At 67.8% G+C, this 16,434-nt stretch carries 17 protein-coding genes; 7 read left to right on the top strand and 10 right to left on the bottom strand.

Annotated features, from left to right (window positions below; translation table 11 throughout):
* Positions 1–9: 9 nt before the first annotated feature.
* Positions 10–1,443, bottom strand: coding sequence for a hypothetical protein (locus AC5FRV_RS02275; protein ID WP_493559501.1), 1,434 nt, complete (start codon positions 1,441–1,443; stop codon positions 10–12).
* A gap of 259 nt (positions 1,444–1,702) precedes the next feature.
* Between AC5FRV_RS02275 and AC5FRV_RS02270 the strand changes: the two genes are divergently transcribed.
* The gene (locus AC5FRV_RS02270; protein ID WP_493559500.1) at positions 1,703–2,122 is read left to right on the top strand and encodes a hypothetical protein; all 420 of its coding nucleotides are present in this window, start codon (positions 1,703–1,705) and stop codon (positions 2,120–2,122) included.
* Between the two features lie 46 nt (positions 2,123–2,168).
* Positions 2,169–2,786: a DJ-1/PfpI family protein gene (locus tag AC5FRV_RS02265; protein WP_493559499.1), complete on the top strand. Its 618-nt coding sequence runs from the start codon at positions 2,169–2,171 to the stop codon at positions 2,784–2,786.
* A 4-nt stretch (positions 2,787–2,790) separates the two neighbouring features.
* Here the strand turns inward: AC5FRV_RS02265 and AC5FRV_RS02260 are convergent, their stop codons facing one another.
* Both AC5FRV_RS02260 and AC5FRV_RS02255 read right to left on the bottom strand, forming a co-directional pair.
* The gene (locus AC5FRV_RS02260; RefSeq protein WP_493559498.1) at positions 2,791–3,885 is read right to left on the bottom strand and encodes an ArsA family ATPase; all 1,095 of its coding nucleotides are present in this window, start codon (positions 3,883–3,885) and stop codon (positions 2,791–2,793) included.
* Between the two features lie 91 nt (positions 3,886–3,976).
* Positions 3,977–4,312, bottom strand: coding sequence for a DUF8081 domain-containing protein (locus tag AC5FRV_RS02255; RefSeq protein WP_493559497.1), 336 nt, complete (start codon positions 4,310–4,312; stop codon positions 3,977–3,979).
* Positions 4,313–4,601: 289 nt separating this feature from the next.
* On the opposite strand from AC5FRV_RS02255, the gene AC5FRV_RS02250 reads away from it, so the two are divergent.
* The gene (locus AC5FRV_RS02250) at positions 4,602–5,069 is read left to right on the top strand and encodes a bifunctional nuclease family protein (protein ID WP_493559496.1); all 468 of its coding nucleotides are present in this window, start codon (positions 4,602–4,604) and stop codon (positions 5,067–5,069) included.
* Positions 5,070–5,120: 51 nt separating this feature from the next.
* On the opposite strand, the gene AC5FRV_RS02245 is transcribed toward AC5FRV_RS02250, so the two are convergent.
* The 6 genes from AC5FRV_RS02245 to AC5FRV_RS02220 all read right to left on the bottom strand — a co-directional run bounded on the left by AC5FRV_RS02245 (position 5,121) and on the right by AC5FRV_RS02220 (position 12,204).
* Entirely contained in the window at positions 5,121–5,822 is a 702-nt protein-coding gene (locus AC5FRV_RS02245) for a hypothetical protein (RefSeq protein WP_493559495.1), read from the bottom strand.
* A gap of 126 nt (positions 5,823–5,948) precedes the next feature.
* Positions 5,949–6,881 (bottom strand): sulfide-dependent adenosine diphosphate thiazole synthase, encoded by a 933-nt coding sequence (locus AC5FRV_RS02240; RefSeq protein ID WP_493559494.1) that lies wholly within the window; start codon positions 6,879–6,881, stop codon positions 5,949–5,951.
* A 307-nt stretch (positions 6,882–7,188) separates the two neighbouring features.
* On the bottom strand, positions 7,189–9,765 hold the full coding sequence (locus AC5FRV_RS02235) for an AAA family ATPase (RefSeq protein ID WP_493559493.1): 2,577 nt from the start codon (positions 9,763–9,765) through the stop codon (positions 7,189–7,191).
* Positions 9,762–10,508 carry a 4-phosphopantoate--beta-alanine ligase gene (locus tag AC5FRV_RS02230; protein ID WP_493559492.1) on the bottom strand — a complete coding sequence of 249 codons (747 nt, stop codon included), beginning with the start codon at positions 10,506–10,508 and terminating at the stop codon, positions 9,762–9,764. Before AC5FRV_RS02230 ends, AC5FRV_RS02235 begins: the two co-directional genes overlap by 4 nt.
* A gap of 241 nt (positions 10,509–10,749) precedes the next feature.
* On the bottom strand, positions 10,750–11,580 hold the full coding sequence (locus AC5FRV_RS02225) for a pantoate kinase (RefSeq protein ID WP_493559491.1): 831 nt from the start codon (positions 11,578–11,580) through the stop codon (positions 10,750–10,752).
* 69 nt (positions 11,581–11,649) lie between these two features.
* Positions 11,650–12,204: a hypothetical protein gene (locus AC5FRV_RS02220; RefSeq protein ID WP_493559490.1), complete on the bottom strand. Its 555-nt coding sequence runs from the start codon at positions 12,202–12,204 to the stop codon at positions 11,650–11,652.
* A 97-nt stretch (positions 12,205–12,301) separates the two neighbouring features.
* Between AC5FRV_RS02220 and AC5FRV_RS02215 the strand changes: the two genes are divergently transcribed.
* From AC5FRV_RS02215 to AC5FRV_RS02205, 3 genes are all read left to right on the top strand, one after another.
* Positions 12,302–12,604, top strand: coding sequence for a UPF0175 family protein (locus AC5FRV_RS02215; RefSeq protein WP_493559489.1), 303 nt, complete (start codon positions 12,302–12,304; stop codon positions 12,602–12,604).
* Complete coding sequence (locus AC5FRV_RS02210; RefSeq protein WP_493559488.1) at positions 12,601–13,116, top strand: PIN domain-containing protein; 516 nt, start codon at positions 12,601–12,603, stop codon at positions 13,114–13,116. Before AC5FRV_RS02215 ends, AC5FRV_RS02210 begins: the two co-directional genes overlap by 4 nt.
* Positions 13,117–13,221: 105 nt before the next feature.
* Positions 13,222–14,187 carry a hypothetical protein gene (locus tag AC5FRV_RS02205; protein WP_493559487.1) on the top strand — a complete coding sequence of 322 codons (966 nt, stop codon included), beginning with the start codon at positions 13,222–13,224 and terminating at the stop codon, positions 14,185–14,187.
* A gap of 149 nt (positions 14,188–14,336) precedes the next feature.
* On the opposite strand, the gene aspS is transcribed toward AC5FRV_RS02205, so the two are convergent.
* Positions 14,337–15,635: an aspartate--tRNA(Asn) ligase gene (aspS, locus tag AC5FRV_RS02200; RefSeq protein ID WP_493559486.1), complete on the bottom strand. Its 1,299-nt coding sequence runs from the start codon at positions 15,633–15,635 to the stop codon at positions 14,337–14,339.
* A 104-nt stretch (positions 15,636–15,739) separates the two neighbouring features.
* Between aspS and AC5FRV_RS02195 the strand changes: the two genes are divergently transcribed.
* Positions 15,740–16,207, top strand: a complete 468-nt coding sequence (locus tag AC5FRV_RS02195) for an Lrp/AsnC family transcriptional regulator (RefSeq protein ID WP_493559485.1) — start codon at positions 15,740–15,742, stop codon at positions 16,205–16,207.
* Positions 16,208–16,434 lie beyond the last annotated feature (227 nt).

Genomic DNA, 16,434 nt, shown 5'->3' with positions numbered 1-16,434 from the left:
GTCCGGTTCTCACTCGACCGTTATCAGGAGTTCGAAGGGATAGGAAGCGCCTTCTCCCGGGACCTGGTCAGGCAGGCTCCACGAGATGCCGAATTCACCGCGACTCACGTACGTCCCGCCGGGGAGTTCGTCGGGAACGGTGTAGGTCGCGGAGAACTCGTCCCCCGGGTCTGCGGTTTCCAGCACTTCGTTGGTGGCGCGCCTGGCACGGTCCGGGTCGTCGGGAGCGTCCCGCCATCGGTCTTTCTCGTAGGCGGGACTGTCCAGCAGGTGCCGCTCTCCCTCGTGCGTGACCGACAGGACGCTCGGCAGCGCACCGCGGCTCGTGAGCGTGAACGAGTCCTCGACGTCCGTGTTCGCCTTCTCGGGCGACGGAGAGACTGTCAGCGTGAACTTCCGACCCGCGCCCCCGTCGTCGACCGAAACCGAGACGGGGGCGCCGTCGTACTGCGGTCGTCCGGCGCTGATGAAGTAGACAGTTCCGTCGAGCCGGAAGTACGGCGGTCCCCGCTCACCCACGAAGTCGAAGTACGATTCCGGCACGTCGTCGGTGAAGTACCGGATGTGACGCGGTGACGGTGTCACGAGTTCGCGGTGGTTCGAGGCCAGTGCGCGTTCGAAGAACGCCAGGAGGTCGTCGTCCAGCTCGGTGTCCTCGACCACCGGGTGGCCCCACATGTCTTCGTCCGTCAGTTCCCGCAGTTCGATGGTGTACGGCGGATCCGCGTGCCGTCGTTCCGTCTGGATCCGAGAGACGCCGTGGTGATCCTCGAGGTAGTCGTACTCCGCGAGGAACTCGTCGACTGCGTCCGGGACCACCGACCGTCGGTACTCGCTCCGTGGTACGTGGGTCCCCTGGGTGGTCAGCGCCCTCACGAAGTCGTCCACCGCCTCGGATTCGACGTCCCGTTGCTCGTCCTCCCGGAGAAGTCTGTCCGCGTCGTACTCGTCGAGTGCCTCGTCCCCGAGTTCGGCGACGAACGTCGGGAACGACGGATCGAACTCGTATCTCGTCCCGTCGAGTTCGACGTACGGGTGGAGAGTGCCCTGAGCGTAATCGCGGAACTCGTCGAGGCCAGACAGCATCGCGTCCGAGACCGAGTCCGTCTCGAAGTCGCCGTCGCGGGCCTCGAAGAGGGGATCACGGAGTACCGCCGGAATTTCGTCCGCGGGGACGATGTCCTCAGGGTCGATCCCTCGACCGCTCGAGATCGGGAACGCACTAACGACGTACTCTACCCTCTCGAGCACGACGCTGACGGACCTGTCCGTCACGCCGGCCGTCTCCGGACTGTCCGTTTCCGGGGGCGTTCTGCTGTCGTCACTGTCGGTCGATGAGGCGTTCGTACCAGGCATCGACTCGGTGCCGCCCCCGTCGCTGGTACAGCCAGCGACGCCGGCGAGGGCACTAGAGGCGACCGCGAGGAGGCCTCGGCGGCGCATGAACGGACCTCGTCCACCTGATATAAATCCTTTCTGTGCGAAAGGAACGGTCGGTTTCGCGCCGTCGACCAGCGCTGCCCGAGAGCCCTGCCAGTACTCCCCTCCGTTGGACGGTACGCGACGCTGCGATCGCCCCACGCCGGGACCCGACCCACCGAGATCAGTCTGTCACCCGTTTACTCGATACGAACGATGCGCGTGAAATTGTGGACTTTTTAACACCTTTCCGTCCATCGGCGCGCCGTGGGGAGTGGCAGGAATGGTACCGAACGACCGTCTGTTCGACGCACTGGCGGACCGCCAGCGACGGCTGCTGTTACTCGACTTGCTCGACCACGAACCGAGAGCCGTCCCGAGATTGTCGAGCGCGTCACAGGAGATAGTGGCGGCCAACGACGCGTATCTCGCGGAGTACCTCTCCTCTGCTATCGAGATCCCCGACGTCGACAAGGAAGCTGTCCGGGCCCACCACGTTCACCTGCCGAAGCTCGTCGACTACCGGTACGTCGAATGGGACGAGGGTGCCTGCGTCGTGTCGCGTGGGGCCGACTTCGACGACCTGCGACCGCTACTGGAACTACTCGAGGACCATCGAGACGACGCGTCCGATGGAACACCCTCGCTACTCGTGCGGAGTGAACGCCGTCGACGGGTCCCGGAATCGTCCTCGAACCGGTGAGAACCCTTCCGACACCGATTTTGCCGTCCTCCGCCTGTGTTCCGCCATGTCCGGCGATTCGACCGTCGGCGTCGTCGTCTTCGAGGGGTTCGAGGAACTAGACGCCGTGGGTCCGTACGACGTGTTGCAGACGGCCGCCCGCGAAGGCGCCCCGATAACCGTCGAACTGCTTGCCGTCGACGTAGCCGATCTGGTCACGGCGAGCAAGGGACTCCGCGTCGAACCTGATGGCGTGCTCGCCGTCGACGACGCGTCCGAGTACCTCGTCGTCCCCGGCGGCGGGTGGAACAGCCGAGAGGAGGCCGGTGCCTGGGCCGAGGCGGAGCGAGGTGTCCTGCCGGACCGAATCGCCGGGTGCCACGAGCAGGGAACGACGGTCGCGTCGGTCTGCACCGGTGGGATGATCCTCGACCGGGCGGGATTGCTCGACGGTCGGCCCGCAGTCACCCACGGCGGCGCACTCGCGGAACTCCGGGAGGGTGAGGCGGACGTCGTCGACGCGCGCGTCGTCGACGATGGCGACGTGCTCACCTGCGGCGGCGTCACCGCCGGCATCGACCTGGCGCTGTGGCTCGTCGAGCGCGAGTGGGGGGCGGACGTCGCCGACGCCGTGTCGACCGAACTCGAGTACGAACGGAGCCGGGACGTGTATCAACGCGCCTGAGCCGTCAGTCCAGACACGCAGCGACCACGCGCAGCAGTTCCTCGCCGCGGACCTCCTCGGCCAGCAGCGGCACCCGCTTGACGTCGTGGCCGCGGAACAGGTCCTGGGAGCGCTGGAGCGCCCCTTGCTGGACCTGCCAGCGGCGGGCGCAGAACTCGCAGTGGTCGAGGTTCGGACCGACGTAGGCGTCGGCGACGTCGGCGTCGACGACGTCCGAGAGATCCTGCATCACGCGATTGACGACGATAGTGCCGACGGGGACGCCGAACCCCTCCAGGCGAGAGAGGAGTCGTTCGGACTCCATGACGGAGAGCTCCTCGGGAACCAGCACGATGCGGAAGTCCGTCTTGTTCGGGTCCCGGAGGACGTCCCGGAGCTTCTCGATCTGTTTTCGGACTTCCTCGAGGTCCTGCATCTCTTCCTCCGCGTCGGGTCCGTCGTCGCCGCCGAACAGCCCGCCCAGTCCGTCGAGCATCCCCGAGAGGCGCTCGCGCAGGGTCAGAATCTTCCCGAGCATGGAGTCCATCGCCTCCGGAAGTTCGAGCAGGCGGAGGGTGTGGCCCGTCGGCGCGGTGTCGATGACGACGCGGTCGAAGCGGGGGTCGTCCATGTACTCCAGCAGGAGCCTGATAGCCGCCGCCTCGTCGGATCCGGGCATCGAACTGAGCGGGTTGGCGTCCTCGCCGAGCGGCCCGTCATCGGCCGACCCATCCCCACCCCCGAACGGGGCGCCCTCGCCGCCCATCGGGCCGCCCCCGCCGAGTAGCTGTTCGAGCCCACCCATGTCGCCGCCCATCCCGAACGGCCCCTCGTCCATGGCCGCCTCCGGGTCGATTTCTGCGGCGTAGAGCGGAATATCGTCCCGGACCTGCGTCGGCTCGCCCGGGACGTCGGTCTCCAGCGTGTCCGACAGCGAGTGGGCCGGGTCCGTCGAGACGACGAGCGTCGCCGTCCCGTCGCGGGCGCTGGCCAGCGCCGTCGCCGCGGCCATCGTCGTCTTGCCGACTCCGCCTTTCCCCCCGTAGAGCACGTAGTCCGGGGCCTCGACTCCCTCCGGCGCGTCGATGTCCTCGACCGCCTCCACGTCGATATTGCTCATGGCGATTCCTTCTGTGCCTGGCCTTGTGTACCTTTAGAAACGACCACGAGGATGGCGCGTCGCCGGCCACACGGCCCGGACCAATTCGGTCCTACTGGTCTTCCAGCGTGGCCTGGTTCCCGGGCGGCGTCTCCGCCGGAGTGGGCCACCTGGAGCCACCGACCAGATAGCCGTCCGTCTCCCCGTCGTCCCACGGGACGGCGTCCTGTATCCAGACGAACGCGCCCGGGCCGGCGCACTCCCGCGCCCACTCCCGAGCGTGAGCCTTGGACGGGAACCGACGCGTCGGACCGTTCCGGTTGACCCACCGCCCGACGGCGGCGTTCGACTTCCGCGCCGAGGGCTTGACCGCGACCACGTAGCCCTCGTCGGCCACGGCGTCGTCGTCGGCATCGCTCTTCTCGTTCGCCGCGCTCTCCTCGATCACTATCGGTCCCTTTCGTGCGGGGGACCGTAAACGGGTCGGCCACGGCTCGGCGTTCAAGGGTAGTCGGCACACCGATCAGCTGACTTCGGGCAGGACTGAAAGGGGCGAGCGTCTGAACGAAGGCGAACGAAGTAAGCACCGCAGGCGAAGCCGAGGAGCGCAACGAGTTCCCCGAGTTCAGACGCTCGGGGCTTTCAAGCCGTTGCTGTCCGAGGTATCTCGACAGTTCCCAGTTCGTGATCCTCCGAAACGCCGAGGCTTTTCATACCCCGACTCCCAATCAACTGACATGGAACACGAGGCCATCGTCGAGGGCGTCGGCATCGGGGTGGGCGACGAGGGATCTGGTGCGCCGGTCGTCCTCCTGCGTGCGCGCGGGGAGGTCGTCCCCATCTTTGTCAGCTCCGACCAGGCCCAGTCGATGCAACTGGCGATCGACGGCGAGCCCTTCGAGCGGCCGCTCACCCACGACCTCATGGTGGAGATGGTCGCCGAGTTCGGCGCGGCCATCGACCGCGTCCGGATCGACGACCTCGCCGACGGTACGTTCTACGCGAAGATAGACACCGAGCAGTACCTCGACGACCGGCGCAAGGAGATGGTGTTCGACGCCCGCCCCTCGGACGGCATCGCCCTCTCGCTGCGGACCGACTGTCCGCTGATCGTCTCCGACGAAGTCGTCGACGCGGCCGGCCGGTCACCCGAGGAGTTCCAGACGGAGGAGGAGCAGGACGACGAGAACGACTTCAAACTCTGAGTCGCAGGCACCGCACGGTCGGTCCGGGTCGATCGTCGTCCGGCGCCGACGCTAGTCCGCCGCCGCTCGCTCGCGGAATCGCTGGACGGCCTCGGGCCACGTCTCCCGCGTCGTCGGCTCGTCCGGGCTCGTGACGGGGACGCCCAGGTAGCCACAGCCGACACAGGACAGCGACTGGCTCCCCTGGAGTTCGTACCGCTCGACGTGGTCGCCACACCGGGGACAGGCGAGGCCGTCGGTCGCGACGTCGCGGTCGGTCTCCTCGCGGATGGTCCGCAGGGCCGCGAGGACCGCCACGGCGGTATCGCCGTCGCTACCGGCCGTCGCGAGCGTGTTGAGGCGGCCGGCGAGGCGCTCGACCGACCGGTCGTCGAGCGAACGCTCGTAGGCCGTCGCCAGGGCCGCCGTCGCGCGGACGGCCGTCCGCCGGACCGACGGGTCGTCGTCCCGAACTGCCGCCAGGAGGATCTCCTCGACGACCCACCACGTGTCGGCAGCAGACCGCGGCCGCGGCCGGTCCGCCCCGTCGAGGCCCGCCGTCGCCCGGGCAAGTTCCCGCAGGAAACGGACGACTGCTCGACGCTGGAACGGGTCGCCGTCGCGGTAGCTCGCCCGGCACCAGTCGACGTTCTCCTCGACGAGTCTGGCCCGGTCGCTCGGCCAGGTCATGCGGACGGCCCGAAGCGCCGCCCCCACCGACGCGGGATCACCCGATTCGATCGCGGACGAATACCACCCTGCCTCCCGAAGCATAGACGGTTCTCTCCGTGCAGCCCCGTAATACATTCTATCCGGTCCGGCGGGAACGAAACGGCGCCGTCGCTCGTCACGGACGGAAACGGAAGAAGGTGTCAGAGGCGACTTCCGTCGGTCTGGAAGCTAGTCGTCGGCGGGCGTCGCGACGTTGCGGGAGGTCAGTTCGACCTCCGGGGCGTCGACGTCGAGTTCGTCGAGGGCGACCTGGGCGGCGCGTTTGCCGGAGACGAGCATGGCGCCGAACGTCGGGCCCATGCGCGGGAGGCCGTAGGTCGTCGCGGTGGCCATGCCGGTGACGACGAGGCCGTCGTGGGCGAGGCCGGTGTGCTCGACGACGGCGTCCTCGGACTCACCGACCCACATCGAGTCGTGGCCGGGCGAGTCGTGGCCGGGGGCGCCGTAGGAGTCGTCCCCGGTCTGGTCCATGCCGGCGTTGGTCTTCGAGTCCTCGATGCCCGGCGCGTTCAGGACGCCCCGCTCGTCGAGTTTCTTGACGGCCATCGCGTCGTGGCCGGTGGCGTCGATGACCAGGTCGGCCTCGACGGCGATGGGGTCGACGCAGGTGATCTCGCGCGGGAGCGCGTGGACCGGCGTCCAGTTCATGACGATGCCGCCGACGCGGTGGTCCTCGCGGATGACGATGTCGGTGAACTCCGTCATGTTCTGCATCTTCGCGCCGGCGTCGCAGGCGGCCTTGATGAGGCCGGAACAGGCCTCCGGGCCGTTGGCGACGAAGAGCCCCTCGCTGTCCTGGGACTGCTTGTAGTCGACGTCCAGGTCCTCGAGGACTTCCTGGGCGGGCGATCGGACGGTCACCTTGTTCATCAGGAACCCGCCGAGCCAGAATCCCCCGCCGAGGTAGTTGTTCTTCTCGACGACCATCGTCTGGACGCCGCGCTCAGAGAGCTCCTTCGCAGCCATCAGCCCGGAGGGGCCACCCCCGACGATGATGACGTCCGAATCCGAGAAGTCCATGAACTCCTCGGTCCACTCCTGCCCGATGGCGCGCGTTACCTCCGCTTCGCCGACGTCGCTGAACTGATCGAACTCAGTCATACCACCCAGTGGTACCACTGCTGAAACCATAGTCCTTCCGTTTGGCTGGGCGCCGAGGCGATGACTGTGTTCTGTCCGGGCGGCGGAGTGATGGCTGTGTCCTGGCCAAGCGCCGGAGAGATACCCGTGTTCGAACCACGAGAGCGCCGGTATACCCCGATTTCGGGGGTGAACCAAGTGCCGGTCGCTCGGCTGCTAACCAACAGACGATGCGCCTGTCAGCACCAGTCAGGAGAACAGCGTGCGTGCGAGCAACCAGTCAGCTCACCACGTGCAATCGGTGCTGATAGCGGTGATACGAAGAGAGTTACTCCGAGAGATCCAGATCGGTCGTTCCCTCGGCCTCCCGGTACCGGTCTCGCCCGCCCCAGTCGGCGATGCTGGACTGGGTCTCCCAGACGGCGATTTCGAGGTGTTCCCGGGAGACCGGCGAGTCGTCCCGCAGGGCGTGGCGAGCGGCGTCCTCGGCCAGCAGTTCGAGGTCGCTCGCGGCGTAGCCGTCGGTCGGTTCGACGACGGCGTCCCAGTCGATATCGTCAGAGACGGGGCGGTCCCGGAGGTGGATCTGGAGTATCTCGCGGCGGGCCGCGGCGTCCGGCGGCGGCACCTCGACGCGTTCGTCGAACCGTCCCGAGCGCCGCAGCGCGGTGTCGACGTCGTCGACGAAGTTCGTCGCGCCCACGACGACGACGTCGTCCTCGGCGGCCCCCTCGAGTTCGGTCAGCAGCTGATTCACCAGTTGCTGCTCGCTGGTGTTCATCCCGCCGCGGCGGGAGCCGGCGATGCCGTCTATCTCGTCGATGAACAGCACACAGGGGGCGTTGGCCCGCGCTACCTCGAATAGGTCGGCGACGTTCCGGGCGGGCTCGCCCATCCACTTGCTCGTCACGTCGGCCGGCGACACCTCGACGAAGCTGTGGTCCAGTTCGCCGGCGAGCGCGCCCGCGAGGTACGTCTTCCCGCAGCCCGGCGGGCCGTAGAGGAGCAGGCCCGACAGCACGTCGATACCGTACGTCTCGTACTCCTCGGCGTTTTCCAGCGGGTCGAGGACGGTCTCTTCGAGCCGTTCCTTGAGCTCGCTCATTCCGCCGACGTCCTCGAAGGTCCGGTCGGGGTCGGCGTCGACGAGGGAACTGGCCTGCAGGTCGACGCCGTCGGGCTGGACGACGCCGTCCTCGGCGACCGCCGCCGGGTCGACCCACTCGGCGATGCTCGTCTCCGCTTCCTGGGCGGCCGAGAGCAAGTGGTCGGTGCCGATGGGAGCGTCCTCGCGGAGCGCCTGCCGGGCGGCGTCCTCGGCGAGCAGTTCCAGATCGCTCGCCGCGAAGCCGGCCGTCTCATCGACGGCCGGTTCGAGGTCGAGGTCCTCCGCGGTCGGGCGTCCAGCGAGATGTATCTTGAGTATCTCTCGGCGGGCCTCGGCGCCGGGGTGGGGCACCTCGACGCGCTCGTCGAACCGGCCCGACCGCCGGATGGCGCCGTCCACGTCCTCGACGAGGTTCGTCGCGCCGACGACGACGACGTCCTCGTCGGCGATCCCCTCCAGTTCGGTCAGCAGCTGGTTGACGAGTTGCTGCTCGCTGGAGTTCATGTTATTGTCCCCGTCGCGCGAGCCCGCGATGCCGTCGATTTCGTCGATGAAGAGGATACACGGCGCGTTCGCGCGGGCGACTGCGAACAGCTCCTGAACCTTCTGTGCGGGCTCGCCCATGTACTTGCTCGTCACGTCAGCGGGCGACACCTCGACGAACGCGTGGTCGACCTCGCCGGCCAGCGCGCCGGCGACGTACGTCTTCCCGCAGCCCGGCGGGCCGTGCAGGAGGACGCCGTTGACGACGCCGATGCCGTACTCCTCGAACGCCTCGGGGTCCTCCAGCGGCCGGACGACCTTGTGGTTGAGCGTCTCCTTCAGGCCGGCCATCCCGCCGACGTCGGCGAAGCTCCGGTCCGGATCGAGCTCGACAAGCTGGTCGGCCTGCAACTCGATGCCGTCGGGCTGGACCACCTCGCGTTCCTCGGTGGGGTCGGGCGACTCCCGGTTGATCGTCGGGGCGCCGTCGTCCGGACGGTTCGTCGGCTGCGTCCGGCGGTCGTCCGGTATCGAGTCGACCCCCTCACCGCTTTGCCCGTCCTGGTTCGTCCGCTCGCGGATGTTCCGTTCGAGCCGGTCCCTGTCGACCTCGTATCCGTAGGTCGCGAGCCTGCGAGGGTCCTCGCTGACGTACTCCGAGAGCCAGGCGTCGCGTCGCATTGCCTCGACCGACTCCCCGGGGTCCCGGAAGCTCACCATCACGACGTCGTCACTGTGGGGCGAGTGGAACTCGGCGAGCCAGAACGGGAGGTAGATCCGCTCGATACCGAGGACTTCCTCGAATCCGTCGGGGTCGAAGTCGCCCGGCAGGCCGTAGGCCTCCCGGAGTTTCCGCAGGAAGACGTTCGCCGTCTCCGCCCGGCCGTCGCGGTCGTGTTCGCGATACTCCGTGACCCGGTTGTGCAGCAGCGACTCTGCCCGGTCGTTTGTCACCTGAAACTGGAGGAGGACGGACCGGCCCAGTCCCGGGACGTCGGCGCCGAAGTCGTAGTCGTTCGTCGCCCGGCGGACGAGATCGTCGGTCCCGTCGGCGTACTGGGAGAGCGCGCGGTCGTTGTCGTCCCAGAGGCCGTCGAGCAGGGCGACGGCCCCCTTCGTCTCCGTCCCGAAGAGCTTCCCCTTCCCGGTCTCGTACTCGTACTCGACGCGGAACGCCGGGTAGAACACGCGGTGGAGCCGTTCGAGGCGTTCGTCGTCGCCGAATTTCGTGAGCGTCTCCGAGTCCAGGGTCTCCCGGACGCTCTCTTCGTCGGGTATCCGACGGTCGGCGTAGACGTACGTCGGGAGGCTCATTCGAGGTCACCTCCGCGGATAGCCCGTTCGGCGGCGTCGAGCGCCGCCTGGGCGTCGAACTCGTCGATGGCTTGCTTCTGGGCTTCGGGGTCGCCGTCGAGGTCGTGGGCGTGCTCGGTGACGTTCGGAATCGCGCGAATGATGTTGTCGACGATGGGGACCGTCGCCGTCTGTGCCGACCGGGAGAGGGGGTTCAGGTCGACGACGAGTTCGGTCTTGCCCATCTCCGCGAGCGCCTCGGCGCGGTCGCCGTCCTCCAGCGGGACGAGCACGACGTCGGCGTCGCCGATGCCGTCGGCGTCGACCTTCGCTCGCTCGTGGTCGAGGCCGGGGATGCGCCCGTCGGCGGTGAGCCCCTTGACGCCCTCGGCGCCGTGCTCGCGGAGGTGGTCTGCGATGGCTCCCATCCGCTCCTCCGTCCGGTTGAACAGGTTCACTTCGAGGTCCGCGCCGGTCGCCTCGGCCAGTTCGACCATCTCACCCGGGACGAGCGCAGCGACGTTACCGTTGATCGAGAGAACGGCGTGGTCGGCCCGAAGGAGATGGGCGGCGGCGGCCCGGGCGGCGGCGTCGGCGGTCGGGATGGTCCGCTCGCCGAGCAAATAGTCGTACGCTTCGCCTCGCCCCTGTGCGATGAGGCCCTGTTTCGAGGTGATCCCCTTCTCCACGCCCTCCTCGATGCGATGGCGCGTGAGGAGGGACTCGTACCGTGGGTGGCTCTCGGGGACGTCGACGTCGGTCATAGAATTAGCTCACCGTCGACTGTAGAAAAGGCATCGCCTCAGACGAGGACCGGAGGTCGTGGTCGGTACACAGCTTTATGTCAGATCGGGGGACCAAAGCCGCCGATGTCCTGACGAGTCGCCGCGAAGCGGTCCGCGGGAGCGCGACGCCCCGCTTCGCGGTCCAGACGCGTCGCCTGTTCGCAAGCGACACAGACCCACGAGCCCGCAAGGAGCGCTCTTTCGGCGACCGACCGTCAGGTCAGTCCAGCAGCGTCGCCCCACCCGGATGGACGCTCGTCACCTGAGCGTCGTAGCCGGCGTCAGTTAGCCCATTTCCGGGGGCGAACACCGTCTCGCCGAGCATCGCCATCGACGCCTCGCCGCCGGCGTCGGCCACGTCCATCACCACCTCGCGGACGTCGGGCGTGAGCAGTTCGGCCTCGCGGGCGAACTGGCGCGAGGCGCGCATGAAACTCGACAGGGTGGGTTCGCCGACGACCCGGGAGAGGGCGCGCTGCCCGGCGGTCGAGAGCGTGTGGGTGTCGCCGGAGAGGACGTCCTCCGTCGAGAGTTCGTCGATGACGTAGTACTCCACGCGCGTGCGTTCGGGGATAGCGTCGATGTAGTTGTGCTGTGGCCCGCCGGGGTCGAGCCGGAGGGGGATCCCACCGCGTGCCTGCGCGACGACGTCACCCAGACCGGTCCCGGCCTGAACCTCGGCACCGTGGGCGATGGTAACCAGTTCGTTCTCGGACAGGGGTCGGTCGAAGGCCTCGCTGGTGGCGAGGGCGGTGCCGAGCGCCATCGCTCCCGAGACGCCGAATCCGGCACCCAGCGGCAGGTCGGTCTCGCCCGTCACGGTCGCCGTCGCTTCGAGTGCGTCGAGCACTCGCTCGACGGCGCCCATCTCCAGGTCGACGCCGTCGAGCGAGATCGCGGTCTCGTCGGCGGGTCGGACCGTCACTTCGACGCCGTCGTCGAGGGCGATGCCGCCGCCGCGGGAGCCCGCCTTCGTCGGGTCGTCGTCCCGCTCGCTGGTGAAGAAGCCGGTGACGTGGCCGGGCACGTACGCCGTCGCAACGTCGGTCATTGGCCACCTCTCGGTGGGGCCGGGGTAAAATCCTTGGCAGTTACTCCGCCGCGAGGAAAGATCCGGTCGTCACTCGTGGGTCGGCACGATGCGCGCGTGCGGGTGCTGGTCGGCGAGTTCTTCGACGTATCCTTCCTCGCGCAGTCGCTCTATCTCCGACTTCGCCCCGTCGCGGCTATAGGGTCCGAGCGCGCTCACCGCGTCAAGCAGGAGGTCCTGGGGTACGCCGTCGCCGGTCGCCCCCGTCGCCGTCTCCTTCTCGCCGCCCGCCAGGTCGTCGTCAATCACGTCGACGTACCGCAGGACGTCGGCTTCCCCCCGTAGCTCGTCGTGCCACCGCGCCGGGAACGCGCTGAACCCGTCGCCGACGTCGTAGATGGCGTCCGAATCGACCCAGGTCTCCGCGTCCGTTCGGTCGGCCTCGAGGAGTTCGTCCATCTGCTCGGCGTCGACCGACTGGACGCCTCGCTCGTCCAGCGCGTCGGCGTAGGCTTCCAGCCGGTCGACGAGGACGCCGCGTTCGACCTCGTCGTCGTACTCCTCGATGAAGGTCAGCAACTCCTTCGCCAGAAGGTACTGGCCGCGCTCCTCCGCCGTGTCGAGGGCCTCGCTATCGAGTTCCATCGGTGGTTCGTGTTGGTTCGCCGACCAGATAAACCCTCTACCGGGGGGTCCCGGACACCCTACGGATTTATGTCGGACGGTGTGTGAAAGCGTACACATGCCGACCATCAGCGCCCGGTTGCCCAGAGAGGAGAAAGCCGACCTCGACGAGGTCGCGGAGTTGCTCGCGGAGGACCGCAGTACGACGATCAGGAAGGCGCTCAGGGAGGGACTGGAGACGATGCGGTTCCGCGTGGCCGCAGAGCGCTACCAGTCGAACGACGTCTCCATCGCCGAGGCAGCTCGCATCGCGGACTGCTCGGTGGCCGAGTGGCTGGCCTACGCCCACGACACGCACCTGACCTCGCACCTCTCGCCGGAGGACGTCGAGCGCGACGTCGAGGAAGCCACCGAGCTATGACGCGCATCTACGTCGGGCCCACGGTGCTCCACTCGCTGGGCCAGATCGGCGAGCTCCCGCTGCTCACGCACCTCGACGGGCGACTCGTCATTCCCGACGCCGTGACGGCGGAGGTGGACTCCGAGCCCGCGCGGACGGGCGTCGCGGAGTTCCTCGAAGACGAGGACGTCTCGACGGCAGTTCCCTCGAAGGCGCTCGAGCGCGCGAAGTCGATGCTCGACACGGAGGATGAGACCCACGAGGCGGCCGTCCTGGCGGGCGTGCTCGCCCACCGCGACGGCGACGACCGGACCGCCGTCGCCGTCCTCTCGGAGGACACCCACCTCCGGGCGCTGGCCCACGGTCTCGGCGCGACGGTCACGAGCAGCTACGGGGTCGTGGCGCGAGCGGCCATCGAAGACAAGTACCTCTCGTCGTCGGCCGCCAAGCGGATCATCCGCCGGACGGACAAACACGGGTTGCACATGACCGGTGAGTTACGCGAGCGCGCCGTCGGTGAAGTGGCCGACTGATCAGGAGCGGCCGGAAACGGTGACGAGAAAGCCTGCCGTGGCGGATAGACTTTTGGTGGATTGCTCTCTTGAACGGCCATGGGCGTGGTTTCGTACGCAGGAGTGGTGGGGATAGTTATCGTCGTCGGGTTCGCGATTCCGCGGTTCGAACCGGCGGTCGTCGACCACCTGTCGCGGCAGGTCGAACTCGACCGCACGAAGGGTATCGGACTGTTCGCAGTCGCGGTCCTGTGGATGTTCCTGCCGCTCCTTGGCGGCGCGGAGGCGGGAGAAGGAGAACTGTGGGTGGCGGGCTCGGCCGTGGCCGGCGGGGGGTTCTACCTGGTCGCCGTCGCGGCCAGTTCGCTCGACGAACACCGCCTCCTTGATCGGGCGACGCGATACGGACCGGACGCTGTCCCACCCGGCGCGAGCGACGACGTCGTGGCGATTTCGGGCGTACCGTCCGTCGAGCACGAGACTGACGCGACGACTCCGTTCTCCGGCGTCCCCGCCGTCCACACGGAGTGGATGGTCCAGCGTCGGCGACGGATCGGGTTCCGGAAGACGTGGAGCGCTATCGCGAGCGGCGTCGAGCACGTCCCGTTCACGCTCGGAGATGGTGCGGTCCGCGTCGAGGCCGGACGCGCCCGGGCGTTCACCGACGCCGAGTTACACCGGACCGTCGACCCGGACGAGGACCTCCCCGGCAGGACGGACGGGGCGTTCCTCCGGGACCACGAGGCGCTACCGGACCCCGACGACCGGGAGAAATCGCTGACCCTCATCGAGCAGTTCGTCCCCGCCGACGAGCACGTCACCGTCGTCGGGACGCCGCGGCAGGGCGGCGAGCCCGGGCAGGTCGTCGTCGACGAGGCACCGCCCGACGACCTGCTCGGGACCCACGCCGACTACACCGCCGGCGACGGCTCCGAGGCCGACGCCGTCCTGATCCGCGGCGACCTCGATGCGGCGGCGTCGCAACTCCGGAGACGGGTCTACAGCGCGGGTATCCTGGGCGGCATCATGGTCATCGGCGGCCAACTGGTCGCGTTCTGGCTCTCGCCAGCGACGCTGAGTGGACTGTTCTGAGCGACGCTTCGGCAATCCGAGTCGAGTGGGCGAAAAACGGTCGGTGGACCGACGCGGTTTACGGGCTCAACCGCTGGCGATCTCGCGGGAACGCCGTCAGACTCGCTTCGCTCGACTGACGAGCTCCCGCTCGACAGTTGCGCTGTCGCCTAGGGCGACAGACGCTGCCTGTCTCGCGGGAAGAGAACCGCTTCACGGATGTTACCGAGCCCGAGCATCGTCATGACGAGGCGCTCGCCACCCAGTCCCCAGCCGGCGTGGGGCGGCATGCCGTACTTGAACATCCTGGTGTAGTAGTCGAAGGCCTCGGGGTCCAGCCCCTGCTGCTCGAACCCTGCGACGAGCTGGTCGTAGCGGTGTTCGCGCTGACCGCCCGAGACCAGTTCCATCGTCGGGTGCATCATGTCGAAGCCGGTGGAGACGTCGTCGTCCTTGTCCATGATGTAGAAGGGCTTGATCTCGCTGGGCCAGTCGGTGATGAAGTAGTGCTCGCCGACGTCCTGGCCGAGCGCGTGCTCGCCCTCGGTCGGGAGGTCGTCGCCCCAGACGAGCGGTTCGTCGAGTTCGCCCGTGGCGTTGATGCGCTCGATGGCCTCCTCGTAGGTCAGGCGCGGGAAGCTATCGGCCGGGGCCTCGAACTCGTCGGCCAGGTCCAGCGCTTCGAGCTGGTCCTGGCAGTTCGCCTCGACGGCCTCGTAGGCGGCGCGGACGACGGACTCGCAGGCGTCCATGGCGTCCTCGTGGTCGGCGAACGCCGATTCGAAGTCGATGCTGGTGGCCTCGTTGAGGTGCCGCGGCGTGTTGTGCTCCTCGGCGCGGAAGATCGGGCCGATCTCGAAGACTCGCTCCAGGCCGGAGCCGACCATCAGCTGCTTGAACAGCTGCGGGCTCTGGTTCATGAACGCCTCGCGGCCGAAGTAGGTGATCGGGAACAGCTCGGTGCCGCCCTCGGTCCCCGTGGCGACGATCTTCGGCGTGTTGATCTCCGTGCAACCGATCTCGCGGAACTGCTCGCGGACGGCGCGGAGGACTTCGGCGCGGATCTCGAAGATCGCCTTGGTCTCGTCCTTGCGCAGGTCGAGGGTGCGGTTGTCCAGGCGGGTAGAGAGTTCCGCGTCGACCTTCCCGGAGGGGTCGAGCGGGAGTTCGGGGTCGGCCTCCGAGATGACGTCGACGGAGTCGGGCGTAATCTCGACACCGGTAGGCGCCCTGGGCTCCTCCTCGACGTCGCCAGTGACGGCGATGACGGACTCGCGCTGGACGTTCAGCCCCGTCTCGACGAGCTCGTCGGCCATCTCGTCTTTCTCGAACTTGACCTGAATCTTGCCCGTGGTGTCTCGCAGGATCAGGAAGGCGATGCCACCGAGGTCCCGTACCTCGTGGACCCAGCCGGCGACAGTGACCGTGTCGCCCGGCTCGGCGTCGGCCGTGTAGGTGCGGTCGTCCATACGTGCCCGTTCTGGAGGACCGGCCTTAAAAACCGTCTTTTCGGTCGCCGACGGCCGGTGCCCACAGGGAAAAGGCCTACTGTCCGTCACGCCAGAGCCAGGGTATGAACGACGAGCCGCTCGACGCCCTCGACAAGCGGATTATCCACGCGTTGCAGTGTGACGCCCGGAAGACCTCAGCCAGCGACGTCGCCGGGAAGGTCGGCGTCTCGGCGAGCACCGTCCGGAACCGGATCCGCAAACTGGAGGACGCGGGTATTCTGATGGGGTATCGGCCCGAAGTGAACTACGAGAAGGCGGGCTACCAGCTCCGGACGCTCATCGTCTGTACCGCCCCGATACCCGAGCGCGAAGAACTCGCACGGGACGCGCTGGAGGTACCGGGCGTCGTCGCCGTCCGCGAGATAACGACGGGAACGGAGAACGTCCACGTCGAGGCCATCGGCACCGACGGCGACGACCTCAGCCGGATCGGCCAGGACCTCGACGCGCTGGGCCTCGAAGTCGTCGACGAGGACCTCATCCGTAACGAGTACGAACACCAGTTCCACGAGTTCGACGTCGACGTCTGACTCGCGTCGGTCGAACCCCGTCGTTCGCTGCGACTGGCATCGGACGTCGGAGAGACGCCGGGACGAAGCCAGCGTGCTCCGCCGACGGCGACCAGCCTACTGCCGCTCGGAGTGTCCCGAGAGATGCCGGGTTCGATCACCACCTTCGGACGACCCCACAGAATATAGACTATATATTCACGCTTCCGCAATCCAATCGGGCTCTTTATCGGGATGCGGGAAGGATA

The organism is Halomicrobium sp. HArcel3, assembly GCF_058933135.1.
Note: the sequence above shows the minus strand (reverse complement) of the source record. Positions and strands in the feature narration are given on the sequence as shown.

Excerpts from the sequence above, each read along its gene's own strand:
- AC5FRV_RS02275 (WP_493559501.1), bottom strand. The coding sequence starts at position 1,443 with ATGCGCCGCCGAGGCCTCCTCGCGGTCGCCTCTAGTGCCCTCGCCGGC.
- AC5FRV_RS02270 (WP_493559500.1), top strand. The coding sequence starts at position 1,703 with ATGGTACCGAACGACCGTCTGTTCGACGCACTGGCGGACCGCCAGCGA.
- AC5FRV_RS02265 (WP_493559499.1), top strand. The coding sequence starts at position 2,169 with ATGTCCGGCGATTCGACCGTCGGCGTCGTCGTCTTCGAGGGGTTCGAG.
- AC5FRV_RS02260 (WP_493559498.1), bottom strand. The coding sequence starts at position 3,885 with ATGAGCAATATCGACGTGGAGGCGGTCGAGGACATCGACGCGCCGGAG.
- AC5FRV_RS02250 (WP_493559496.1), top strand. The coding sequence starts at position 4,602 with ATGGAACACGAGGCCATCGTCGAGGGCGTCGGCATCGGGGTGGGCGAC.
- AC5FRV_RS02245 (WP_493559495.1), bottom strand. The coding sequence starts at position 5,822 with ATGCTTCGGGAGGCAGGGTGGTATTCGTCCGCGATCGAATCGGGTGAT.
- AC5FRV_RS02240 (WP_493559494.1), bottom strand. The coding sequence starts at position 6,881 with ATGACTGAGTTCGATCAGTTCAGCGACGTCGGCGAAGCGGAGGTAACG.
- AC5FRV_RS02235 (WP_493559493.1), bottom strand. The coding sequence starts at position 9,765 with ATGAGCCTCCCGACGTACGTCTACGCCGACCGTCGGATACCCGACGAA.
- AC5FRV_RS02230 (WP_493559492.1), bottom strand. The coding sequence starts at position 10,508 with ATGACCGACGTCGACGTCCCCGAGAGCCACCCACGGTACGAGTCCCTC.
- AC5FRV_RS02225 (WP_493559491.1), bottom strand. The coding sequence starts at position 11,580 with ATGACCGACGTTGCGACGGCGTACGTGCCCGGCCACGTCACCGGCTTC.
- AC5FRV_RS02220 (WP_493559490.1), bottom strand. The coding sequence starts at position 12,204 with ATGGAACTCGATAGCGAGGCCCTCGACACGGCGGAGGAGCGCGGCCAG.
- AC5FRV_RS02215 (WP_493559489.1), top strand. The coding sequence starts at position 12,302 with ATGCCGACCATCAGCGCCCGGTTGCCCAGAGAGGAGAAAGCCGACCTC.
- AC5FRV_RS02210 (WP_493559488.1), top strand. The coding sequence starts at position 12,601 with ATGACGCGCATCTACGTCGGGCCCACGGTGCTCCACTCGCTGGGCCAG.
- aspS (WP_493559486.1), bottom strand. The coding sequence starts at position 15,635 with ATGGACGACCGCACCTACACGGCCGACGCCGAGCCGGGCGACACGGTC.
- AC5FRV_RS02195 (WP_493559485.1), top strand. The coding sequence starts at position 15,740 with ATGAACGACGAGCCGCTCGACGCCCTCGACAAGCGGATTATCCACGCG.